This is a genomic window from Tolypothrix sp. PCC 7601 (assembly GCF_025677855.1).
Classification (GTDB): Bacteria; Cyanobacteriota; Cyanobacteriia; order Cyanobacteriales; family Nostocaceae; genus Aulosira; species Aulosira diplosiphon.
On record NZ_CP064879.1, the window covers coordinates 181,964 to 207,245 of the forward strand.

Annotated in this window: 20 protein-coding genes; 14 read left to right on the plus strand and 6 right to left on the minus strand. The window is 41.5% G+C overall.

Translation table 11 applies throughout. The features are described from left to right. Positions 1-225 precede the first annotated feature (225 nt). On the minus strand, positions 226-2,133 hold the full coding sequence (locus HG267_RS00760; RefSeq protein WP_045867436.1) for a chloride channel protein: 1,908 nt from the start codon (positions 2,131-2,133) through the stop codon (positions 226-228). 479 nt (positions 2,134-2,612) lie between these two features. Here HG267_RS00760 and HG267_RS00765 point away from each other — a divergent pair, with 479 nt between their 5' ends. Then, a complete protein-coding gene (locus HG267_RS00765) occupies positions 2,613-2,990 on the plus strand; it encodes a hypothetical protein (protein WP_045867435.1) in 378 nt (125 codons plus the stop codon). Positions 2,991-3,126: 136 nt separating this feature from the next. After that, a complete protein-coding gene (locus tag HG267_RS00770; RefSeq protein ID WP_255325123.1) occupies positions 3,127-3,255 on the plus strand; it encodes a hypothetical protein in 129 nt (42 codons plus the stop codon). A gap of 86 nt (positions 3,256-3,341) precedes the next feature. On the opposite strand, the gene HG267_RS00775 is transcribed toward HG267_RS00770, so the two are convergent. After that, the gene (locus HG267_RS00775) at positions 3,342-4,697 is read right to left on the minus strand and encodes a UDP-N-acetylmuramoyl-tripeptide--D-alanyl-D-alanine ligase (protein ID WP_045867434.1); all 1,356 of its coding nucleotides are present in this window, start codon (positions 4,695-4,697) and stop codon (positions 3,342-3,344) included. 350 nt (positions 4,698-5,047) lie between these two features. Here HG267_RS00775 and HG267_RS00780 point away from each other — a divergent pair, with 350 nt between their 5' ends. Next, positions 5,048-6,520 carry an ATP-binding protein gene (locus tag HG267_RS00780; RefSeq protein ID WP_235622999.1) on the plus strand — a complete coding sequence of 491 codons (1,473 nt, stop codon included), beginning with the start codon at positions 5,048-5,050 and terminating at the stop codon, positions 6,518-6,520. Positions 6,521-6,691: 171 nt separating this feature from the next. Continuing rightward, positions 6,692-7,570, plus strand: a complete 879-nt coding sequence (locus tag HG267_RS00785) for a DUF72 domain-containing protein (RefSeq protein ID WP_045867433.1) — start codon at positions 6,692-6,694, stop codon at positions 7,568-7,570. Between the two features lie 98 nt (positions 7,571-7,668). Here the strand turns inward: HG267_RS00785 and HG267_RS00790 are convergent, their stop codons facing one another. Next, entirely contained in the window at positions 7,669-8,241 is a 573-nt protein-coding gene (locus tag HG267_RS00790) for a Rid family hydrolase (RefSeq protein ID WP_045867432.1), read from the minus strand. A gap of 925 nt (positions 8,242-9,166) precedes the next feature. Here HG267_RS00790 and HG267_RS00795 point away from each other — a divergent pair. The 10 genes from HG267_RS00795 to hypB all read left to right on the plus strand — a co-directional run bounded on the left by HG267_RS00795 (position 9,167) and on the right by hypB (position 19,703). After that, the gene (locus tag HG267_RS00795) at positions 9,167-10,156 is read left to right on the plus strand and encodes a hypothetical protein (protein ID WP_045867431.1); all 990 of its coding nucleotides are present in this window, start codon (positions 9,167-9,169) and stop codon (positions 10,154-10,156) included. A 655-nt stretch (positions 10,157-10,811) separates the two neighbouring features. After that, on the plus strand, positions 10,812-12,029 hold the full coding sequence (locus HG267_RS00800) for a hypothetical protein (protein ID WP_081583863.1): 1,218 nt from the start codon (positions 10,812-10,814) through the stop codon (positions 12,027-12,029). Beyond that, positions 12,019-14,550 carry a carbamoyltransferase HypF gene (hypF, locus tag HG267_RS00805; RefSeq protein WP_096621635.1) on the plus strand — a complete coding sequence of 844 codons (2,532 nt, stop codon included), beginning with the start codon at positions 12,019-12,021 and terminating at the stop codon, positions 14,548-14,550. The genes HG267_RS00800 and hypF overlap by 11 nt, the downstream gene beginning before the upstream one ends. Positions 14,551-14,734: 184 nt before the next feature. Continuing rightward, positions 14,735-14,995: a HypC/HybG/HupF family hydrogenase formation chaperone gene (locus HG267_RS00810; protein WP_045867429.1), complete on the plus strand. Its 261-nt coding sequence runs from the start codon at positions 14,735-14,737 to the stop codon at positions 14,993-14,995. 55 nt (positions 14,996-15,050) lie between these two features. Further along, positions 15,051-16,232 carry a hydrogenase formation protein HypD gene (gene hypD, locus HG267_RS00815; RefSeq protein ID WP_045867428.1) on the plus strand — a complete coding sequence of 394 codons (1,182 nt, stop codon included), beginning with the start codon at positions 15,051-15,053 and terminating at the stop codon, positions 16,230-16,232. 266 nt (positions 16,233-16,498) lie between these two features. Next, positions 16,499-16,714, plus strand: coding sequence for a tautomerase family protein (locus HG267_RS00820; protein ID WP_045867427.1), 216 nt, complete (start codon positions 16,499-16,501; stop codon positions 16,712-16,714). A gap of 65 nt (positions 16,715-16,779) precedes the next feature. Further along, on the plus strand, positions 16,780-17,190 hold the full coding sequence (locus HG267_RS00825; RefSeq protein WP_045867426.1) for a hypothetical protein: 411 nt from the start codon (positions 16,780-16,782) through the stop codon (positions 17,188-17,190). A gap of 98 nt (positions 17,191-17,288) precedes the next feature. Further along, entirely contained in the window at positions 17,289-18,392 is a 1,104-nt protein-coding gene (hypE, locus tag HG267_RS00830; protein WP_045867425.1) for a hydrogenase expression/formation protein HypE, read from the plus strand. A gap of 121 nt (positions 18,393-18,513) precedes the next feature. After that, positions 18,514-18,855: a hydrogenase maturation nickel metallochaperone HypA gene (gene hypA / locus HG267_RS00835; RefSeq protein WP_045867424.1), complete on the plus strand. Its 342-nt coding sequence runs from the start codon at positions 18,514-18,516 to the stop codon at positions 18,853-18,855. Beyond that, positions 18,846-19,703 (plus strand): hydrogenase nickel incorporation protein HypB, encoded by an 858-nt coding sequence (gene hypB / locus HG267_RS00840; RefSeq protein WP_096621633.1) that lies wholly within the window; start codon positions 18,846-18,848, stop codon positions 19,701-19,703. The genes hypA and hypB overlap by 10 nt, the downstream gene beginning before the upstream one ends. Positions 19,704-19,825: 122 nt before the next feature. Here hypB and HG267_RS00845 read toward each other — a convergent pair whose 3' ends face one another. From HG267_RS00845 to HG267_RS00855, 3 genes are all read right to left on the minus strand, one after another. Continuing rightward, positions 19,826-21,127 (minus strand): response regulator, encoded by a 1,302-nt coding sequence (locus HG267_RS00845; protein ID WP_045867422.1) that lies wholly within the window; start codon positions 21,125-21,127, stop codon positions 19,826-19,828. Beyond that, positions 21,124-23,904 carry a CHASE2 domain-containing protein gene (locus HG267_RS00850; RefSeq protein ID WP_045867421.1) on the minus strand — a complete coding sequence of 927 codons (2,781 nt, stop codon included), beginning with the start codon at positions 23,902-23,904 and terminating at the stop codon, positions 21,124-21,126. The genes HG267_RS00845 and HG267_RS00850 overlap by 4 nt, the downstream gene beginning before the upstream one ends. Positions 23,905-24,119: 215 nt before the next feature. Beyond that, the gene (locus tag HG267_RS00855; RefSeq protein ID WP_045867420.1) at positions 24,120-25,232 is read right to left on the minus strand and encodes a DUF928 domain-containing protein; all 1,113 of its coding nucleotides are present in this window, start codon (positions 25,230-25,232) and stop codon (positions 24,120-24,122) included. Positions 25,233-25,282 lie beyond the last annotated feature (50 nt).

Genomic DNA, 25,282 nt, shown 5'->3' on the forward strand with positions numbered 1-25,282 from the left:
GCTGAATACTTGTCTGGCTGCGACTTAGAGTAGGGTAGCCTAAACAAATATACCTCATACTTTATACTTCTCACTTCAGCCTTCTATTGACAGAATATAGAAATGGTCGGCATAGGGCATCGGCACGACCTTAAACGGACGGGGATCGACCATAAGACTACTTCGGTAGCTGGTTGCTGTGAGCCGTCAAGAATCACCGCACCTTCAGGTCGGTGAGTATGTCAATTAATGATTAATAACTACATCTGTTGTAGACATCATTGCTAAACATTGGTGCAGTGCCTTACCTGTGACTGTTAAATTACAGGTTAAGGCAATTTGCTCCCTTTCTAGTAGACCTAAAATGCGCTCATGGTTGTCTCTTGCTACCACTGGTAACTGATGCAAACCTCGAAGCGCCATGCGGTCTAAAGCTTCAGATAAGGGTTCATCCCTCCAAGCATAAAGAATTTCAGTGGTACAAATATCGAAAAGAGTTTGGCTAGATAAATTACTCTGAATTTCAGTTGGCAAATTCTGGTAATTTTGCCAAAGGCGGAGGTTACGGTTAATATCTTCTAGAGAGATAATACCAACTAATTGCTCAAGTTCATCAATTACTAAAGCACTAGAGCAGCGATCGCGCAGCATCTCCTTTGCGGCTTCTAATACTCCTAACTTTGTCGGCAACTTTTTCGGACAAGTTAGCATGGCATCTTCTACTAAAATTTCCTGCAACATATCTGTCTTCTCATCTTTTAATTCCGAAAGACCGATTTGTTGCAGATTAGAATTAGAATTAAAATTTGGCTTGATTCGTTCTATTAACCAAACACTTAAACCCACCGCCGCCATTAAAGGTAAAACAATCCGGTAATCGCGGGTTAATTCAAATAGCATAATAATTGATGTTAAGGGCGCTCTGACACTAGCAGCTAGAACTGCGGCCATTCCTACCATTGCATAAGCGGGAGGTGCAGCCATTTGTGCGCCAATTGTAGGAGCGATCGCAGCGACAATTTTGGCATAAGCTGAACCAAAAGAAGCACCCAGAAACATCGCGGGAGCAAATACACCACCGACAAAACCACTACCAGCAGAAATTGCCGTCATCAGCAATTTGATGACTAAAAGTATCATTAATAAAGGTAGAGAAAACTCCACATCTTGCAGCATGGCCTGGACAGTGCCATAACCAATGCCCAAAATTTGGGGAAAATATATAGCTACTACGCCGACAATTACCCCACCAATAATTGGATGTATGGGCTTAGGAATTCTTCCTACAAAGCCCAACATGGGAATGCGCCCAGCAAAACAGGCTTTTGCTAACCGCATTGATTCTGTATAAGTTAGGGAAACTAAACTTGCTCCTAAGCCTAAACCTAAATAAATTGGCAACTCTAAAAAAGGACTGCGGACTTGATATACAGGTAAAGCAAAAGCAGGTTGTGCGCCTAAACCAATTTGAGCAATTAACGCTGCTACCACTGCGGCTAACAACACCACACTGACAGCAGAGGTGGCAAAAGATGTAGCGCCCATCACCACTTCTAAAGCAAAAAACACTCCTGCAATGGGAGCATTAAAGCCGGCTGCTAAACCAGCCGCTGCACCAGCGCTCAAAAGCAAACGCTGTTGCTCTTGGGATACTTGTAAAACTAGAGACAATAACATCCCAAAATTGGCACCAATTTCTACACTCGGCCCCTCAGGCCCCAACGAAGCACCACTCCCCAAAGACACAGATGCTGCTAACATTTTGGTGACTGGACGTAATGGCTGCCGAATTTCTTTGCCCTGAGAAGCTGCAATCAAAGATGAAAGTCCAGGGCCAAAATCTTGAGTGCGCCAGCGCATCAAACCAACAATCAAGCCGCCAACTGTGGGAACACAAGCTAAAGTCCAAGCACCCCAGACCCCAATAGTGCCCATAAAATTTTCCAGCATCAAATCGTGAATTAGCTGGATTAAATAGTGAAAGGTCACTACACCCATACCCGTACCGCTACCAATTAATACTGCTAAAAGTAGCACCACGGTTTCTATGGATGGTTGAAAACGGTTAATTAAGTGAGCCAAGCGAGTAGTCACAGAAGGAAAGGCAGGTGTTTCCGTTACCTTCCTCAGTTCAGTAGGAGGCAAGAGAGTCATTGAGCGGCCAGGTAAATGTAAGAAAAAATTTAAATTTTTATCTGTTACTTCTCATTGTGAGCCATGATTTAGCAACCAGACAAGTATGCTCGATCAGGTTAATTTACAAATTTTTAGTTAAAAAAATTTCACTGTGCAAAATTTTGATGAGGAGAATGGTTAAATAGGACAGAATTATTATTTAATGGTCAACTAGCGGTGGTGCAGTGCTATTCAGTCAGAACTCCTTCTCAGGAAAAAAATACGCTAGATATGGACTTGGTGTTTAAGCCAGGTTAGACAGTAATGAGAAGTCATCTTTTACTAAATCTAGCTATACTCGTGGTGCGACTATAATAACCATCCTGAGTAAGAAGTACACTATATGTATGATTAATGACTGATGTCAGTTCACAAGCGTGAGTCTACTAAGTATTGATCGGGAATTCAATATAACTATTGTTTATAGAGCGAGTCAATGGACTAGGCGGTAGTACTAAATGAATATACACACTTTTGATAATCATTATGTTACTTGTCCAATTTGCCAAAGAAATGCCACGCCGAAAAAAATCAAGACGTGCATTGGCTTGTTTAGTTGTCCTTATTGCCAAGAAAAACTTGTAGTTTGCCAAAGCGGTCATTACGTCCGCGATCCGTTTACGCTGAAACAGATGATGATCTCTTCGTCACTACGCCGCCAAAGCAGCCCTTTAGCGAGAATTATCCGAGATTTCGTCTTCCTAAAGCGTCCTGTAGTAGCAATGGCTGTGGGAGGTATCATTCTCTTAAGTATGCTTGCTATTACTCAGCAAAATACAAATAGCGAACAGGAAAACTTTCCCCAAATAGAGAAAATGGATAAAAAAATTCAGTAAGCTTATTTACTGGTATAAATTATACTATTATAAACTTCTGGTAATCAGAAAATCAAGTATAACATTAATCACACCGTATGCTACCCCAGCTTGGGAGTATACGGTTTCATTTTGGTAGGAGGTTGGGGATTGGGGATTGGGGACTAGGGACTGGGGACTGGGGATAGGGGAAATGAGGGGAAATCACAAACACCCAACACCAAACACCAATTACCAATGCCCCATGCCCCATGCCCCATGCCCCATGCCCGATGCTCATCTTTAAAAGTAAAAAGCTAATGACTAATTTGCACCTTTAGCCATTAGCAATTCTTTATTACCTGTTATCCATTGCTGGGATGACTACAAGTTTCAATTGGCGAATTCCGCACGCAATTGATTGACAACTCGATCTAGTCCGACGGAATGGGCAGCTTTGAATAATAACCGATCGCCTTCTTGGACAAATGTCTTTAATCTGGCTACTAATTCCGCATGGCTGGTAAAGCATTCAGAGGGAATGCCTTCGGCGCTTTTGGCGATCGCTTCGGCATCTTGTCCATCGACTAAGACTAATAAGCCGTCTAATTTCAACTTTTGCACTGCCTCACCTACTCGCTGGTGTAGTTGTGGCGATCGCTCTCCTAATTCTTTCATTGCACCTAAAACTGCAATTTTGCGCTTTCCGGGTGTGTCTGCTAATAATTGCAGCGCTGCTAACATAGCTTCCGGTGCGGCATTGTAAGTTTCATCTAAGATTACCACGTCATTGGGTAAGGCAAATCGCTGCGATCGCCCTGTGGGCATATCTACATTTACACCCGCTTGTAAAGATGCCCAATCAATTCCTACTACTCTAGCTACGGCTAAAGCTGCCAAGAAATTTGTAACATTGTGACGACCAGGGAGGGGTAGAGGTAGCTGAATATCTTCTATTGCCAGTGTTTCATGATCAATTATTTCGCCAGAAATATCGCCGCCAGATAAGCCGTAGGTGATGACTTTTCCTTGCCAAACTTTGGCAGATGTCGAAATTAAGAGCGGATTATCTTGGTTGAGAATAGCAACGCTATCCTTAGGCATTTCGGCTAATAATTCACATTTGGCCTGAGCGATCGCCGCTTCGGAACCGAGTAATTCAATATGTGCTGTGCCGACATTGGTAATCACTCCAATTGTGGGATTGGCGATGTGGGTTAATTCGGCAATCTGTCCTTTACCCCGCATCGCCATTTCAATCACAGCGTAATCATGTTCTGGGCTAAGTTCTAGGAGAGTTTTCGGCACACCAATTTCGTTATTAAAATTCCCATAAGTCTTGTGTACACGTCCCTTTGTCGCCAAAACTGCAGCAATGAGTTCCTTTGTTGTAGTTTTACCCACAGAACCAGTTACCCCAATCACCGGAATTTGCCAGCGATCGCGCCACCAACGAGCAATTTTTTGATAGGCTTCTAGAGTATTTTTGACCTGTAATACCGGAAACCCAGGATTTTCATAATCAAAATCAACAATAGCCGCGATCGCACCTTTAGCGATCGCCGTAGCAACAAACTCGTGCCCATCAAACTTTTCACCTCGCAAAGCCACAAACACTTCACCTGGCTTAATCAGCCGAGTGTCTGTTTGGATACTGCTGCCTAATTGTGTTAAAGCGGCTGCTGATAAGTTGACAGGCTGGGCTAAAAGAATTTCAACCAGTTGATTTAAAGTGGCAGAACAAGGCATAAAAGTAAAAATTGTCCCCAAGAATAAATTATTGAAATTTTAGTAGCAAAAAGTCTGAAGGTGACAAATATTTTTGGGGATTGGGAACTCGGGGCCCCCTCTGGGGATAAGGGGTAATGGGGATTGGGGATTGGGGATTGGGGATTGGGGAACTCGGGGCCCCCTCTGGGGATAAGGGGTAATGGGGATTGGGGAATAACAAACAGCAAATGACAAATGACGAATGACAAACCCCAATTACTCATTACCCATGACCACATCCGAAAAAATGATACTATTCTGTCGGAAGGCTGTGACTCCGTGTGTGCATTGATTAATGAAAAACTCCACCAGGAGGGGAAGAAGTTTCGGTGTCCCGCCACAAACCCCAAGCGGCGGGGCTGCTATTTCTCCGCCGCTTTCCAGAAATATTAGCGAAAGGTAGCGGAATTATGCTTTGTATAGAAGATCTGCTGACTCTGGAACTATTTCAAACTTTGCCACAGAATCGTCTGGATTGGATATGCGATCGCTCTCAAATACTTGACCTCAGTACTGATGAAATTTTAGTATCCGAAGGCGATCCTGCACGTGGCTTTTTTATTATGTTGTCTGGGCGAATGGGATTGACAAGGCGCAGTGATGGGATGGAAATGCCCATCGGACAGCACGACGCACCTAGCTTTTTTGGGGAAATTCCCATCTTGACAGGCGATCCTAACCCAGTTACAGTACGCGCCCTGACTGACTGTCATCTGTATCAACTATCAAGTGAAGATTTCCTGACATTGCTGCATGAGTGTCGCAACTTTGAGCAGGTGATTTTTAAAACCGTCGCCAAGCGATCGCGTGGATTAGAATCCTTCATCCGCAATCGGGAAAAAATGGCAGCGTTAGGCACACTAGCCGCAGGATTAGCCCACGAACTGAATAATCCAGCCGCCGCATTGGTTCGTGCTTTGCGGGATATCACCCCGGCATTATTAGAACTGCAACGCATGAATCTGGTGTATGGACAGCACCAAGTTGATGCAGAACATACCGCACAATGGATTAAAGCCCGAGATGAGGGCTATGAGAGCATTACCCACAAGCGGATTGATCCGATGAAATTGAGCGATCGCGAAGATGAATTGCTTGATTGGTTAGAAGATTATGGTGTTGAGGATGCTTGGAAACTTGCAGGGCCGCTAGCTGAAGGGGGTATCGAAATTACCACACTAGAAGAATTAACTGCACGCTGGCAAGATGATCAAACAGAAATGGGCACTATGGGCTTGCGTTGGTTAGCCCTTTCCTTTGAAGTTATGTCTATGATTAGCAGTGGCTTACGTGGTGCAGAAAGGATTGCGGAACTGGTGCAGTCAATGAAGTCTTATTCCCATTTAGATCAGGGTGCAAGACAATTAGTTGATATACATGAAGGTTTAGAAGATACTTTACGATTATTCTCATACAAAATAAAAAATGGCGTAGAAATTCGCAGGTCGTATAGTCCTGATATTCCTAAAATTTGGGCTTATGGCAGCGAATTAAATCAAGTGTGGACAAATTTGATTGATAACGCCATTGATGCCATGAACGAAAAAGGCATATTAGAAATTGTGACAACTCCCTATAGCGATCGCGTAGAAATCCAAATTACAGACTCCGGATCGGGTATTCCTCAAGAGATTAAATCACGAATTTTCGAGCCATTTTTCACAACTAAGCCTGTTGGTAAGGGTTCCGGCTTAGGCTTAGAAGTAGTACGCCGCATCGTCGAAATCCGCCATCAAGGAAGCATTACAGTCTATTCCCAACCAGGGAAAACGCAATTTACTATTTGTCTCCCGATTGCTTGAGATTGGGTAATGGGGATTGGGGACTGGGGAACTCGGGGCCCCCTCTGGGGATAAGGGGTAATGGGGATTGGGGACTGGGGAAATGAGGAGGATAAGGGAGATGAGGGGGATAAGGGAGATAAATGTTTATTACCAATTACCTATTACCAATTACCTATTACCCAATGACAAATGACAAATGACAAACCTGTAAAATTTCTGATTGGTTGTGCTGTTTGGGCATATAAAGGATGGGTGGGTGAACTCTATCCTTCAGGTACTCGCACAGCTGAGTTTCTGTCTCTCTACAGTCGCCGCTTCACTACTGTAGAGGGAAATACTACTTTCTACGCTATTCCTAACCAGGAAACTGTCACTCGCTGGGCGACGGAAACACCCCCAGGTTTTGAATTTTGTTTAAAATTACCACGTGATATTACCCATCAAGGTTTGTTGCAACCATATATCCCTGCGGCTTTACAATTTTTGGAAGGAATGCGTCCTTTGGGTAAGCGTCTTGGCCCAATATTTGCTCAATTACCGCCAAGTTACGCACCTATATTAATAGAAGATTTGACTACTTTTTTAGAAGCTTGGCCACGTACAGTTGCACCCCTAGCGCTAGAAGTTCGCCATCCAGATTGGTTTAAGGAACCTCATGCTAGTAATTTGACGGCGCTGTTAGAAAAGCTCAATGTTGGTAGAGTACTGTTAGACTCGCGCCCCATCTACACTGGAGATGATGATCCTCAGCTCAATTCAGAACGACGCAAACCGAAATTACCAGTACAATTTAGCGTCACAGCACCTTTTACCCTCATTCGCTTTATTTCGCATCCAAATTTACCTGTAAATCAGCCGTTTATGGAAGAATGGGTAACGCAGATTCAACAGTGGTTACAGGCGGGAGTGCAGATTTATTTCTTTGTTCATTGTCCTATAGAAGAGCGATCGCCCAGCACAGCCCGTCACTTCCAAAATTTACTAGAACAGAATGGTGTAGCAGTTCCTCCCCTACCTTGGAATAACCTCGATCGCCCACCCAATCAGCTCAGTTTATGGGATTTGTAATGCTGTAGGGGCAAGGCATCTACAATCTTTTGATATATCAAATATTTTACAGGTGCCGTGCCCCTACCCATCTGTCGCCTTCTTTTTTCAAAATGGTATTAAAACGGGAACATTCCGCTCTCTGGTTTTTCTGGAATTACGGCATAAGCATCTATTTCAAATAACATCCGATCAAGTGCAAGCCTAGGAACAGGGATGAGGGTGTTTGCTGGTGGTTTATTCCCCCACAAATTAGCAATTTCACGTCCTAACGGTATCAATTTCTCTTGGGTGTGATTAACTATAAGCACAGTAGTTTTAGCTACATGTTCTGGTTTGGCACCCACCGCTTGTAAGGCAAAGCGGAGGTTCTGAAAAGCCCGTACCAACTGCTCTTCATAATCATCAGAAATCACATTGCCTTGCAAATCTGAACCAAATTGACCAGAAATATAAACCGTTTTTGCTCTTGCTGGTGTAACAGCTATATGGCTATAGCCATTTTGGGGTGCATTATATAGGGTTGGTGGATTTACCAGTTTCACATCTTGGTTTTCACGAGCATTCACTTCAGTTTGTGTTCCTGCTACAAAGGTGGTGCCTAATCCTGCACCACCAATCCACAAAAGTGCATTGCGTCGCGATAGTTTATTTACTAATGAATTGACAGCACTGGTAATACGCTGAGTCATTAAAGCTCCTTAAATAAGTAATTCAGTAAGTTTGCAATTGAACATAACAATATTCAGCAATATAAATTGAAAAAGCTTTAATTTTTCTTCTTCAAAACTTTACATATTGCGTTAATCAAGCGTACTTACCTACGAAAAAACTATTACATATTAAGCATAAAATGAAACTCGCTAATAGTAAAGGATAATCGGATATTAAGCAGTAAAAAATAAAAAGTAAAAAGATAATCCCCATAAATAAAGCGCAAAGTTCAGTTGGCCGGAAGCTGGCGAACTGAACTTTGCAAGATAGGGGATTTGATCAAGAAGTATTATTTCTCGACTGCAGTCGCCACAAGTCGGCAAACCCTTTCGGCAATTGCTCATGGGGGAAACCTCTCTCCCCTTAGGAGAAGACCGTATTGCCTCTTTTGACGGAGACGCTACGCGAATACCAAGTCAGAACTTTGTCAGAATGACAGCCTCAGCTAGTTATCTTTAATTTCGCCGAACTACTTAACTGAAATGTATTGTATTATTAACACCAAAAATTGTGGTGCGATCGCAACATAATATGCACCAAAATTGAAGGAATCGCCGCAGCCAATCCATGTCCATAAACATCTCAACATATCTCAATAAATAATATTTATTTAATCTATTTAGTTGTCAATCTGTGCAATTGCATCAAACAATACAGATAATCATTTAATATCAATTTACTAAGATCATGTAGCGTATGCATCAGTATAATCGCAAGATATAAATTAAGAATTAAATTGTGTATATTTTGATTAAAATAAGCTTGTGATTTGGAGAATTGAGGCAGTAAAGTACTTTAAAGTTGAAGCAAATTAGCCGATGAGATAAATTGTAGCTACACTGACCATCTCTAGGACAAAATACTTGCAACTATGTGTACACCCATCATTGCAATCGTGTTGAGATGACCCCAAGCATTACAGATTCAACAGTTAAGGCCGCGATCGCAGCTATTGCATCGGAGTCAGCAACGACACAAGAGAAAATCGAAATGTTGATTGAACTGGCACATGGTTTACAGAAAAAACCTAAAACTCCTCAAGATTTATGGAGTACAGTTGATCTGTATAAACGAGCTTGCGAAATGTGTGGGGATGATTATCCGCTACTAAAAGCTAGGGCTAAGGTGGGTATAGCTGGTGCTTTGAAATCAATTCCTGATGAAGGGACAGAATTACTACTACAAGCAAAAGCAGCTTATACAGAAGCACTACCAATTTTGCAACAATTAGCCTCTAAAGAAGAAATAGCGGAAGCACAGATGAATTTAGGGCTAGTGTTGCAATCTCTAGTGCCTTTTAATTTAGCCCAAATTGCCGATAGCATTAAAGCTTATCAAGATGCATTGCGGGTATTTAATTCCGAGAAATACCCAGAAGAATACGCAATTTTACACAATAATATTGCCATTGCTTACCTGTCAATTTCTACGGGAATGGAACAAAAGCAATTGTGTGAAGGTTTAGCTGTACAAACATTTGAAGCAGCACTCAAGCAGATAAACCTAATTGAAAATCCCAGAGAATACGCGATGTTGCAAAATAATTTAGGTAATGCTTTGCAATATCTCCAAAGTACCCATCCTGTAGAGAATAATTTAAGAGCGATCGCAGCTTACGATGAAGCATTAAAAGTGCGTAATTCTCATGATACACCGTTAGAATACGCTAACACAATTTCTAACAAAGCTAACGCCTTGTTTAATCTACCGGATGACCTTGAAAAACCAGAAAAAGGAAATCCTCAAAATTTATTAAAAGCGCGTGCTTACTATCAAGAAGCTTGGGAAATATTCACAGAGTATCAACAATTAGAACAAGCACAAGTTGTAGCCCAAGCCCTGCAAGAACTGGAAATAGAACTAAAACTACAACAGGAGAAACTTGATAATTAGGGACTGGCAAGTAATAAAATTCTATCGCTATTGTTGAGTGTTGACTGTTGACTGTCACGACTTGAAGCGAAATAATTTATTGTTTGGATTTGTCTAAATGCTTTCTCACTGATTAATCATTTCTCTACCCTGATGCTTCAGTAAGCTAAAGGGTAGAGTAGTTGCAAATGTTCACACCAAAACGCAAATTTGCATATGAGAGCAAAGTTGCTAGTGCTGATACAGTAGGGCTAAGTTTTTGATGAGAAAATACAAATGACAAAATGATTTGTAAGAGACCTCCAGAAAAAGAAATGCCCAATTGTCATTGCGAATGTAGCGAAGCTAAATGAAGCAACCGCAAAATATTGGGATTGCTTCACTACACTCCGTTTCGCTCGCAATGACAGCTTTTGGATCAATCATTCTGTGGAGTTCTCTAATTGTTTACCCTGTTATACCAATTCAAATAATGTTGGTAACATATCAATCTATTCTAGAGGACAAGGCATTGCCTTGCCCCTACAATCTGTCACATTCTTTTTTCAAATTGGTATTACAAATGTAATTACGAATTACGAATTACGAATTATTAATTACGTAGCTTGCTTCTCTCCCGAGGTAGGTATTACGAGTTAATATTTTGTCAAGAACTATCAGCATTCATCTGCGGTTAATGTACAACTCGATTAATATTACTCCTAACCCTTCATTACCGTCAGAAGCCACAGGAATTGCACCAAAATTACCTTTGTCACTTGCAGGTGCAGAAGTGATTTTAGGTGCAAATCTAGAAACAGAAAACTTCGTCATGCCTTTAGCACCGAGTCCCATGACAATGTTTGGCCCTCGTGCTGCTTGTTTAATCTCAGAAACCGGGCCATTATGGGTATCTGATACAGGACATCATCGATTATTAGGATGGCGAAATTTACCAACTACAGATAATCAAAGTGCTGATTGGGTAATTGGACAACCAGACTTTTACCATGAAGGACAAAATGCGAAAGGAACACCAGGAAGGGCAACTGTTAGCGTCCCCACGGGGATTTGTCGCTGCGGTTCTGGATTAGCTGTTGCTGATGCTTGGAATCACCGAGTTTTAATTTGGAAAAATTTGCCAGAAGATAATAATGTTCCAGCAGATTTGGTGTTAGGACAAGCTAATTTTACCGACAATGAACCTAATCGAGGTAGTCAATCACCAGATGCAAATACGATGCACTGGCCCTATGGGATTTTATATCATCAAGGTAAGCTATTTGTAGCTGATACTGGCAATCGCCGGCTGCTAATTTGGCAGCAATTACCTACAGAAAATGGTCAACCAGCCGATTTAGTGTTGGGGCAACCAGATATGATATCTCGTAATGAAAATTGTGGCGCTTCTCCCACTGCTGTGAGTATGCGCTGGTGTCATGATATGACCTTTTGGGGAGACAATTTAGTTGTCAGCGATGCAGGTAATAATCGGGTGATGATTTGGCAAGGAATGCCCACAGAAAATAATACTCCTTGTGCCGTAGTCTTGGGACAAAAAGACTTTAATAATGTCGAGATGAATCAGGGAGTTTATTTTCCCAGTGCCAGTAGTTTAAGTATGCCCTATGGAGTGGATGCGGCTGGTGATTGGTTATTAGTTGCAGATACCGCTAACTCTCGCTTGCTAGGATGGCAAAAGCCAGAATCAATCCTATCACTGCAAGGTGCGGCAGCAGATGCCTTGGCTGGGCAAGCTAATTTTAAAAATAAAGGTGAAAATCGAGATTTTGGATTACCAACAAGAGAAAGTTTAAATTGGTGTTACGGTATCAAGATTTGTGGTCAAACTGCGGTAATAGCTGATTCTGGAAATAACCGAATTTTGCTGTGGCGGTTTAATTATGGCGACTGAAGAAATTAGAGTTCGTGGTACTGTTCAGGGTGTAGGTTTTCGCCCTACCGTTTATCGGATTGCCAAAGCTTGCGGTTTGCGGGGAGATGTTTGTAATGATGGACAAGGTGTGTTGATTCGCCTATCTGGTAGCGAAGCAGCCTTAGCAGAATTTATCGCCAAATTACAGCAAGAATGCCCACCTTTAGCAAAAATTGCAGAAATCATCAGAACGCCGCTGATAGAAGAATTGCATTTTGATGATTTTGCGATCGCCCATAGTGTTACTAATAAAGTTAAAACAGCCATCTCTCCTGACGCGGCGATTTGTCCCCAATGTCAACAAGAAATTTTTGACCCTTTTAGCCGCTATTTTCGCTACCCCTTTACCAACTGTACCCATTGCGGCCCCAGATTAAGTATTATTCGCGCCATTCCCTATGACAGATGCAACACCAGTATGTCTGCATTTACCATGTGTCCCCAATGTGAACAGGAATACCACGATATCGAAAATCGCCGCTTTCACGCCCAACCTGTAGCTTGCCATATCTGCGGCCCTACTGCTTGGTTAGAACGTGCGGATGGTAAATCAGTTACCGCTTCTATGTTCTCCATGTTAGATGATGTGGATGCCGTTTGTACTCTGTTGCAAAAAGGTGAAATTGTCGCCATTAAAGGCTTAAGCGGGATTCATTTAGCTTGTGATGCTACTCAAGAAGCCACAGTCCAAAAACTGCGTCAGCGTAAAAACCGCTATCACAAACCCTTTGCTTTAATGGCTAGGGATATCGACATTATTGCCCAATATTGCACCATCAGCCCGCAAGAACAAGAGTTATTAAGGAGTCCTGCTGCGCCTATTGTTTTGTTGCGGAGAAAGGGATTGGGGATTGGGGACTGGGGACAAATCAATTCAAAATTCAAAATTCAAAATTCAAAATTAAATAACTCCTGGGGATTAGGGATTGGGGAACAGAAACTAAATCAAAAATCTTCAATCCAAAATCCAAAATCCGTCTTGAAAAGTTTGCTCAACGGGGGGGAACCCCCGCACGCAACTTTTCGCAAAATCCAAAATTCCATTGCGCCTTCAGTCGCACCAGGGCAAAATCGCCTTGGGTTTATGTTACCTTATACGCCGTTACATCACCTGATTTTGAAGCGGATGAATCGTCCGATTGTGTTAACTAGTGGCAATTTATCGGATGAACCGCAATGTATTGATAATGAAGTAGCAAAAGAGAAATTAAGCAAAATCGCCGATTATTTTCTGTTACATAATCGAGAGATTGTGAACCGAGCTGATGATTCGGTGGTGAGGGTTGTAGGCGAGAAATTGCAAATCATTCGTCGCGCTAGAGGCTATGCGCCAGCACCAATTAATTTACCCCCAGGATTTGATAATATTCCGCAGATTTTAGCAATGGGTAGCGAGTTAAAAAATACCTTTTGTTTACTGCGGGAAGGGCAAGCAATTCTCTCGCAACATTTAGGAGATTTAGAAAATGCTGCGGCTTTTGATGCCTATCAAGATACATTAAATTTGTACTTAAATTTATTTGAACATCAACCAGAAGTAATTGCGATTGATAAACACCCAGAATATCTTTCAACCAAACTAGGAAAAGAATTAGCAGCAGCTAACCATTTACCAATTTACCCAATCCAGCATCATCACGCCCATATTGCTGCTTGTATGGCAGAAAATGGCCTTCCTCTTGATGCTTCTCCAGTTTTAGGTATTGCCTTAGATGGCTTGGGTTATGGCGAAGATGGTACACTTTGGGGCGGAGAATTTCTGTTAGCAGATTACCGCAAATTTCAGCGATTAGCAGCATTGAAACCTATAGCGATGATTGGTGGCGCACAAGCCATATATCAGCCTTGGCGTAACACTTATGCCCATCTCATAGCCGCCGATAGTTGGGAAAATCTCAAAAAAAACTATGGCGATTTAGAAATCTTAAAATTTTTGGAAGAAAAGCCCCTCAAGGTACTAAATCAGTTAATAGAAAAAGGCATTAATTCGCCTCAAGCTTCTTCAGCGGGTAGATTGTTTGATGCTGTAGCGGCGGCGCTTGGGATTTGTCGGGAAGAATGTAGCTATGAAGGACAAGCTGCGATCGCAATGGAAGCCTTAATTGATGAGCATAGCTTAAATCATCCTAAAGAAAATCCAAATTATCCGTTTAATTTTAGCTTTTTCGATAATATTTACTGTATAGACCCTAGCCCTATGTGGTCAGCCTTGCTCAAAGACTTGCAAAATCAGATATCCCAAGGAATAATAGCGACAAAATTTCATCAGAGTCTAGCCAAAACAATTGCCCAAATGGTTAAATATCTGACGCAAGAACATGTGATTAATCAGGTCGTCTTAACAGGAGGCGTATTTCAAAACTGTATTTTATTAGAGCAAGTTACTAGGGATTTACAAACATTGGGAATCACAGTCCTAACTCATAGCTTAGTTCCAGTCAACGATGGTGGTATATCTTTAGGTCAAGCTGTAATTGCAGCTGCACAGTTAAGCGCTTAATTATCCTTAATAAACTGACACCTTGCAGAAATTTCTCTTATATTATCTCTGTCGTTATTCTTCTAAAGATTGTAATTCGTTATTAGTCATTTGCCCTAAATCCATCCAAATGATTAATGACAAATGATAATCTGCCCAACTGATTGACAAATTAACTGCATAACACTGCCAAAGGAAAATAAAAATGTGTTTGGGAATCCCCGGTCAAATTGTTGAAATCTCCGACGTTAATCATAAGCTGGCCATTGTCAATGTTGGTGGTGTGAAGCGACAAGTAAATATTTCTTGCATTGTCGATGAACAACATCCCCCAGAAGCTTGCATCGGCGATTGGGTATTAGTTCATGTAGGCTTTGCGATGAATCGAATTAACGAAGCAGAAGCAGCAGAAACATTACAATTATTGCAAGAACTAGCAGCAGCGCAAGCAGAAGTTAGTGCATAATCCTTGCTCAAAAACATATTCAAATTAATCCAAAATCCCCATCTCAAATCTTCAGATGAAATACGTTGATGAATTCCGCGAACCAGCCAAAGCCGAAGGCTTATACCGCGAAATTGCCAAATTAAGCCAGCAGTTAGATAAACCCATCAAAATCATGGAAATCTGTGGCGGGCATACCCATTCTATATTTAAGTATGGGATAGAAGACATCTTGCCTGATACCATCGAATTAATTCATGGGCCTGGTTGTCCAGTATGCGTCATGCCTAGAGGTAGATTAGATGATGCGATCGCAATTTCCCAAAATTCTCACGTTATCTTCACCACCTTTGGCGATGCTATGCGAGTCCCCGGTTCCACCACCAGCTTGCTGCAAGCCAAAGCCACAGGCGCAGATATTCGCATGGTGTACTCGCCTCTAGATAGCTTAAAAATTGCTAAAGAAAACCCCAACAAAGAAGTCGTATTTTTCGGCTTAGGCTTTGAAACCACAGCCCCCAGTACCGCCTTCACCATCCTGCAAGCAGCAGCCGAAAATATCAGCAATTTTAGTATGTTTTGCAATCACGTCCTCGTGATCCCCGCCTTGCAAGCATTACTAGATAACCCCGATTTGCAACTCGATGGCTTTGTCGGCCCTGGCCATGTCAGCATGGTAATTGGGACTGACCCTTATCAATTTATTGCCCAACAATACCATAAACCCATAGTTGTCTCCGGCTTTGAACCCCTAGACATCCTGCAATCGATTTGGATGCTGTTACAACAGCTATTAGAAAATCGTTGCGAAGTCGAAAACCAATACAACCGCATTGTACAGCCAGCCGGCAATCAAATCGCCCTCAAAGCTATTAACCAAGTGTTTATGGCGCGAGAAACTTTTGAATGGCGTGGCTTAGGTGACATTCCTTATTCTGGCTTACAAATTCGCCCCGAATACGCACAATTCGATGCTGAACAGAAATTTAGCATTCCTAACCAGAAAGTTGCCGACCATAAAGCTTGCCAATGTGGAGAAATCCTCAAAGGCGTATTGAAACCTTGGCAATGTAAAGTTTTTGGTACAGCTTGCACCCCAGAAACACCAATTGGTACTTGCATGGTATCTTCCGAAGGTGCCTGTGCGGCTTACTATAAATATGGCAGACTCTCCACCATTGCCAAGAAAACCAACCTAGAAACACCCAAGGTCAACATATCTCAAGAACCTCTCCCCGCTTGTGGGACTGTTAGTTAGAGGTTAAGAGCTAGAAATTAGACTTCTTGTCTACCTTCTTCTTTGCGTCTACCCTTCGGGTTCTGCTTTGCAGTATGCAAGAGACTCTATAAAAAGCGCTTACAAGGAACAATAAAAATCAATCTTCAATGCCCAATGCCCAATGCCCATTTATTGACGATTTTTGGATTCTGCTTTGCATCTATCAATAATATCAAAAGATGTGATTAATTGCGGCGAACACTGTTGTAATTCCTAAGTAATCCAACTCGAGGAAAAATAAACTTATGCCATTTGTTACAGTTCAAATTGCCAAAGGTCACTCAATTGAAAAAAAGCGCAAACTAGTACAAGCCGTCACTGATGCCCTGGTTTCAGCTTTAGGTACTAAACCAGAGTGGATCACCGTTCATATTGATGAATTTGAAAGAGAAAATTGGGCTGTTGGTGGTCAATTACACTCTGATAAACATAGCGGTAGACACGCAGAAACGGGCAGATAAAATAGAGGGCATAACTACTAAATATTTTGCCCCCATTAATAGCGATCGCATAGAGGGGAATTTTCATGAACAACGATAATCAACAACGTCAAATATGGCTACTTTGTTTAGTAGGCATTAATATTGTTGCCTCCATTTTGCATTACAGCGACAATATTATTTTCTTCAATCAATATCCGGAACCATCTTGGTTCACACCTAAAATCACAGATTCTTGTTGGTTGGTCATGACACCTTTAGGTTTAGCTGGCTATTACCAATATATTAAGAGGTCTTTCAATTCTGCTTACTTATGTTTGTACATTTATATAATCATGAGTCAGTTAACTTTAGGACAATACATAATTACCCCGATGTGGGAACTGTCCATAAAAATGAATACTTTAATCTTATTTGAAACGGTAGCTACAATTCCTCTACTAGCTTTTGTTGCTTGGTCACAATTATTGCTAAAAGAAGGTAAGCAAGCTACATAATCATTAAAACTATTACCAATAATTTCAAAAAGTAGGGTGTGTTGTCGCATAGCGCAACGCACCGCCTTAGCTAAAAAAATAAATTAGAAAAATTCGATATGGAAGTTTTACCAACCAACTCAGCACAAAATCCCCTATTTCAAAAAATCGAAAAAATTCGCCGTCGCCAGCCTAAAGTGCGAGATACTCATATTACCCTCGCACATGGTAGTGGTGGTAAAGCCATGCGCGATTTAATTGATGATATTTTTGTCCAAAGTTTTGATAACCCCATTCTCTCCCAACTAGAAGACCAAGCTAGTTTTAACTTAGCCAGTCTCATGCAACAGGGAGACAGATTAGCTTTTACTACTGATTCCTATGTTGTAGATCCCTTATTTTTTCCAGGTAGCGATATTGGAGAATTAGCCATCAATGGCACAATTAATGATTTAGCCGTGAGTGGTGCAAAACCTTTATATCTTACTTGTAGCGTAATTTTAGAAGAAGGCTTACCAATAGAAACTTTACGCCGTGTAGTTACCAGTATGAAAGCAGCCGCTAATCAAGCGGGTATTCAAATTGTGACTGGTGACACCAAAGTTGTACATCGCGGTGCTGCCGATAAACTATTTATTAATACTGCTGGTATTGGCATTATTCCTCCCGGAATTGAAATTTCTGCCCATAAAATTCAGCCAGGAGATGCCATCATTATCAATGGCGAATTAGGCAATCATGGTGCAGCAATTTTAATTGCCCGTGGTGAATTAGCATTAGATACTAATATTGAAAGTGACTGTCAACCATTGCATAGTTTAGTAGAAACCATCCTCAATGTTTGCCCAGAAGTTCATGCCATGCGAGATGCAACTCGTGGTGGTTTAGCCACAGTTTTAAACGAATTTGCCCTCAGTTCAGATGTAGGAATCCGCCTCTACGAACAATCTATTCCAGTTAGGGAAGAAGTCAAAGGCGTTTGTGAACTTCTCGGTTTAGATCCCTTGTATCTTGCCAACGAAGGTAAGTTAGTAGTAGTAGTACCCAAACAAAAAGCAGAAGCAGTTCTAGCAGCCATGAAATCTCACCCGGCTGGTAAAGAGGCTGCCATTCTTGGTGAAGCTATCCCTTCACCTGAAGGTGTAGTTTTATTAAAAACTCTTTTCAATGCCGAACGAATTGTTGATATGTTAGTAGGCGACCAATTACCCAGAATTTGTTAATTATTACTAACCATGTTTGATATCATTCCTATAAATTATCTCAAAAAATCGCAAATTAACATCAATAATTATCTGTGTTAATCCGCGTTCATCGGCGGTTATAAATTTCCCTCATAAATCTATGCACGAACTCGGAATTACACAAAATATTGTTGCCATAGTCACAGAACACGCCCAAGGTAAAAAAGTTCAAAGAGTCGCATTAGAAATTGGCAAGCTATCAGCCATTATGCCTGATGCCATTCGGTTTTGTTTTGATATTTGCGCTCAAGGTACAGTTTTAGAAAGTGCAAAATTAGAAATTAGAGAAATTCCTGGTTTAGCAGAATGTCGTCAATGTGGCAACAAAATTGCTTTAGACAAACCCTTTGGTGTTTGTGAATGTGGTAGCGTGCAATTAAATTTAATAACTGGTGAAGAATTAAAAATTAAGGAAATAGAAATAGAGGAAATATGTGTGTAACTTGCGGTTGTTCTGACGATGCAGAAAGCAAAGTAACTAATTTAGCTACAGGTGAAGTAAATCATCATCACCATCATCATGATGATGGCAATCACACTCATACCTTACCAGATGGTACTGTAATTACCCATTCCCATAGTCACGACCATCATCAAGAAGCATCGCAGATTCATGCCAAAATGCATGGTACAACAATTAGTTTAGAACAAGATATTTTAGCAAAGAATAACCTCTTAGCTGCTCAAAATCGGGGCTGGTTTAAAGGGCGAAATATTCTGGCATTAAATTTAATGAGTTCTCCTGGTGCTGGTAAAACAACTTTATTAACTCGCACTATTAATGATTTAAAATCTAAATTAACTATCAGCGTCATTGAAGGCGATCAAGAAACAACTAATGATGCCAAAAAAATTCAAGAAACTGGCTGTAAAGTTGTGCAAATTAACACAGGTACAGGCTGTCATTTAGATGCTTCGATGATTGAAAGGGGTTTACAACAACTCAACCCACCTTTAAACTCAGTGGTGATGATTGAGAATGTGGGTAACTTAGTTTGTCCAGCATTATTTGATTTAGGCGAACAGGCAAAAGTTGTCATTCTCTCTGTAACTGAAGGAGAAGATAAACCAATTAAATATCCGCATATGTTCCGCGCTAGTGAGGTGATGATTCTCACTAAAATCGATTTATTGCCTTATGTACAATTTGATGTGCAAAAATGTCTAGAATATGCACGTCAAGTTAACCCAGAAATTCAGATTTTTCAAGTTTCTTCTACTACAGGTGCTGGGTTAGAAACTTGGTATGATTGGTTATCAAAAAAAGTTAGCTTACCTGTGATGGGGTAATTGCTATAAATGTGATGCGTTAAGCTGACGCTAACGCATACTAAAATAAATTTTATCGTTTGAGTTAATTGAATTCAAAAATTAATATAAAAATAAGTTTTTTAAAATTATTTAATAGCCTGTTAAATAGGCAAGATAATAACGAATTTAGTTCCTTCTCCAGGCATTGAGAAGCATCTAATTTGTCCATTATGTTTATCAACAATAATTTGGTAGCTAATCGCTAAACCTAATCCAGTACCTTTACCCACAGGTTTGGTGGTAAATGATGGCTCAAAAACTCTAGCTTGCACTTCTGGAGGCATACCGGGGCCATTATCCTGGATGCAAATTGTGACGCTTTGCTGCTGAGGATCAACTGATGTTGTAATAGTTAGAGTATTTTGTTCATTTAGTGGTGCTTGATGAGAGTGGTTGTGATAGTATTCATCAAAGGCATCAATGGCATTGGCAATGATATTCATAAACACCTGATTCAGTTGTCCTGGATAGCAACTGATTGGGGGTAATTCACCGTATTCAGTGATAGTATGAATTCGAGGGCGATCGCCACTATCTTTGAGGCGATGTTTCAACAGCATTAAAGTGCTATCAATACCTTCATGAATTTGATACTCTACCTTGGATGACATATCAGCACGGGCAAAGGTTCTCAAAGACAAGCTGATATCTTTTAGGCGAGAAATTCCCTGAGACATTGATGTTAACAATTTGGGGAGATCCTCAGTAATATACTCAAAGTCGATTTCCTCAACTAAATCTTCAATTTCTGGATCGGGATCTGGTAGCTTCTCTTGATAAAGATATATCAACCGCAGCAAATGGTTGACATATCCCTTGATATGAGCAGTATTGCCGTCAAGAAAACCAACTGGGTTATTAATCTCATGACCAATACCTGCAACTAGTTGTCCTAAGGTGGACATTTTCTCGCTTTGAATGAGTTGCAGTTGAGTTTGTTGCAACCTTTGTATAGACTGGCTTAATTCAGCGGTGCGTTCTTGCACCCGTTGTTCTAATGTCCGAGTTAGATAGGAGATTTTGAGGTGTAGCTTTAATCGGGCAATGACTTCTTCTTGTTGAAAAGGTTTGGTAATGTAGTCAACAGCCCCAATTTCTAATCCTTTGACTTTATCTGTAGTTTCAGATAAAGCTGTCATGAAAATAATAGGTGTATTTTTAGTTATAGGATTGGCTTTTAATCTTCGACAAGTCTCAAACCCATCTATACCTGGCATCATCACATCTAAGAGAATGAGATCCGGATGGGCATATTCTGTTTGTTCGATCGCAGATTCGCCATCTGTGGCCATGAGTGCTTTCCAACCATGTCCCTGAATCGCTTCTGATAGCACCTTGAGATTGTTGGGATTGTCATCCACTAATAAGATATGCATTGACTTTGAAAGAGGATCAGTCATCATTGACGTGACTCCGTGGTGATAAATGATTTAAGTAATTTACGGATTTTACCCGTTTGGAAAGTAGCAGTAAGTTGTTTCAACTCGTTCGCAAGATTACTGTATTGGCTGTTTTGCTCTACTAACTCTTCTATAATTCCCTCAATCGCCGGAATATCTCCCATCATTGCCAAATGATACATATGTTGTAAAATATCTTGCGATGGTAAAACAAATTCGCTCTCTAATGGCTGCTCAAGTGGCGCAGATGACTGTTGCGGTGCAGGTTGGGCATAAATCCATTCCACTTTCAACACCGAACGCAAGGCATTCAATAGTTCCTCAACTTGCAGGGGTTTGGGTACAAATGCTGTTGCGCCAGCCTCTAAACTGCGCTGACGATTTTCTTCAAATACATTGGCACTCGAAACAATAATCGGAATCGAACGAGTTTGTGGCTGCGATTGTAGATGTACCATCAACTCAAAACCATCCATATTGGGCATAGCTAAATCAAGCAAAATCACATCCGGAATGTATTCTTTGGCTAATGCTAACCCTTGTTTGCCTTCGCTGGCTTCTAAAATTCGACAACCAATTTGTTGTAATAAATTAATTAATAACGCACGGTGATTTTCATCATCATCAACAATGAGAATCTGAGGCGCACTACCCTGAATGCCGCTAATTTTCTGCTGCGTGGGAGAGATTGAGTCTGTATGCCAGTCATGGGAAAGTGGTACTGATACTGCCAAATCTAGCCAAAATACGCTACCTTCACCCAGGTGGCTCTGCACTTGAATTTCGCTCCCCATCAATGCCGCAATCCTTTGGCTAATCGCCAATCCTAAGCCAGTACCATCAGATCGCTGTCCGCCTTTACCGACTTGCTCAAAAGGCAAAAAGATTTTCTCGATTTGATCGTGTGGCATCCCAATACCTGTATCTTCAATTTGGAAGCGAATTTTGGGATTTGGTGTTTGAGTATTTTCCTGATTCTCAGCTTCTAGTAATTCTACTTTGAAGGTCACACCACCAGTATCTGTGAATTTGATGGCATTACCCAGCAAATTTATTAATAATTGGCGCAAGCGTTTTTCATCGGCTTGTATTACAGATGGTAGGCGATCGCTAATTAAAATATTAAATGCTATCTTTTTTTGCTGTGCTCGAATACCACAAATCTCGGTAACGCTATGTAAGAAGCTCGATAAATGCACATTAGTCGTTACCAATTCCAATTTTCGGGCTTCAATCTTGGAAAGGTCGAGAATGTCATTGATCAGCATCAGTAAATGTGAGCCGCATTGATGGATGATCCGGACTCCTTCGAGGTTTTTTGCTGTTAAGTTGGGCGAGCCTTCTAGTACCTGGGCAAAACCTAAGATGCCATTGAGCGGCGTACGTAACTCGTGACTCATATTTGCCAAAAACTCACTCTTTGCTTGGTTAGCAGTATCAGCCGCTTGCTTGGCTTCTAGTAGTTCTTGAGTACGTTCTTCAACTTTTGTCTCTAGGGTTTTGGAATAGTCCAAGAGTTGATCGTTAGCAATTTCTAGTTGGCGATTTGTTTGTTCTAATTTTTGTTGTTTATAGGCATTTGTTGTAGCAATCACGCTACTAATAAAGGCGGCTAAAGCGGGTGTTACTGGAATTACGATCCCGTACAGAAATGCACCGTAAGTACCACCCAAACACAGCCCACTGGTGCCTAAAGTTGCCCACAGCATTTTACCACCAGGAACCCGCCACCCAGTACGAGTACTTGCTACTAACCAACTACCAGTTGAACCCAGCAAAGCCCAAAAAACAATCCAAATTGATGTAGAAATCCCAGAAATACCGTGGAGAGTGGTTCGACCAGTTTTTGCCCCTCGTACTAATTGGTGAGCAATATTGGCATGGATCACTACACCTGGAGTCGGTTTTTGAGCAGATAACCCAGAGGAAAAAGGTGTGCTGAAAAAATCATTAGTACTAGATGCAACTGAGCCAATAAACACCATGCGATCGCGCATGAAGTTTGCCGGAATTCGCCCAGCTAAAACATTCCGCATCTTCACTGTATGAAATGCAGTTTCGGAACCATGCCAGTTAAGTAGAATTTGATAGCCGCCTAAATCATCATCAGCATAACCTGCTTCTTGATTTTTTAGAGGTACGTAGGTTTCCTGACCCAATTGAAACTTTTGTTGTTTGGGGTCAATACTTTCTAAACTAATACCATCAGCTTCTAAGTACTTAAGTGCTACTAAGGTTGCCATCCCAGCTTTAAGAGTACCTTTTTCTTTGGGATCTTCAGCTGTTAAAAGGGCACGGCGGACAAAGCGATCGCCATCCAATACCAAATCAGCTAATCCCACTTGATCGCGTTTTTTTAATTCTGGTGGAGGTTGAACACGCTCACCTGTGATTTTCTCTACTCCAATTAAATTAGGAGTACTACTAAAAACTTTTACTAGTTGTTCATTGCCAGTGCCTTCCGGTAAATCTCGATAGAGATCCAAGCCAATAGCTCTAGGTTTTTGTGCACGAATTTTATCTAGTAATTCAGCTAATGCCCAATCTGGAATTGGCCATTTCCGTACCGATTGAATATCTTGCTCATCGATTGTCACAATCACAATTTCGTCAGCTATCTTGTCTTGGGATGACTCACGAAACCATTCATCGCGGATTTTCCATTCTGGCAAATTAAAAAGTCCCAAAGACTGCCCAAATATAACCGTTAGGGCAACGCTGGGTGTAATAATTAAAATGCTACGAGTTTGTTGAATAAAAGCCTTGAATTTGTGCCACATATTTGGGCCACACAGTTAATTTATTGCAGTCAATATAATTAATAATTACTAATTCGTAAGACGCGCCTCCGGTAAGAAGCAAATACGTAATTTGTAATTCAAAAATTCTTTCATACCATTTCACTAAAAGCCTTATTCCACATACCCATTACCCATTTTCAATTTCAGGATAAATAATTTCGTAGCCAGCAGCACTGGCTACGAAATACTGAAAATTAATTTAACCGAACCGTGGCCAACTCTTTCAAGCTGACTGATGAGAGGAGTTCTTCCCATTGCTTGCTGAGGCTGACATTAGTTGGTTGATCGGTGTGTAACATAGCAAGTGTGGCCACACAGTCATACCAAACCCCGTTTTTACCCAAAGCTGTCGCCCGTTTCAAAGCGTCTTGATCCTGCATTGCCGTTGCTAATTCTGCATTGGGCTGGATGCGTTGAATCCAACCATCGACGTAAGGTGTACTGGGACTGAGTTCTCCATTTATTTTCAGCGCCAAAAACCAATGGTAATTTTTGTTCACGGCTAAAGCAGGTGCATCTGTAGGCAATTGCACAGCAATTACTCCAGATTTACCCGCAACAGGAACAGTCATTTGATGCTGCGTATTGCCCGCTTCATCCTTGAGACTGAATACGGCTTCTGCAGCATTGGAAGCTGGAATATAGACCAGAATTGTCGGATGTTCTGACAATGTTGTGCCATAAAAGCTTTCAGGTAGGAGTGCAATCAGCGCTGCTGGCCCTGTTGCTGCTACTGTTGAAGGATTTAATTCGTATGTACCAACGCGAGAAGCGCCGCCTGCTGCTTGTTGTGGTGTACCTTTCCCAGCAACCGGTGTAAACAAGTCGCCGCGAGAAGCACCCCCACTCGCTTGTCGTGGTGTACCTTTCCCCGCAACTGGTGTAAACAGGTCACCGCGAGAAGCCCCTCCTGTGGCTTGTCTGGGTGTACCTTTTCCCGAGGTAGGAGTAAATAAACTACCGCGAGAAGCTCCTCCTGTGGCTTGTCTGGGTGTACCTTTTCCCGAGGTAGGAGTAAATAAACTACCACGAGAAGCCCCTCCTGTAGCTTGTCTGGGTGTACCCTTTCCCGAAGCAGGAGGAATAAATAAACTACCACGAGAAGCTCCTCCTGTGGCTTGGCTAGGTGCACCCTTTCCCGAAGCAGGAGGAGTAAATAAACTACCACGAGAAGCCCCTCCTGTGGCTTGGCTAGGCGCACCATTGTTTGGAGGTGGGGTAAATGTCAACGCATAAGCACTTGACCATGTGGTACTAGCCATCAAAGCGACGACGCTTAATGTACTAGCTAAATATTGACGTTTCATTATCTTTACCTCGTTTACAAGGCGTGATATTTAATACTCTATTCCGACTT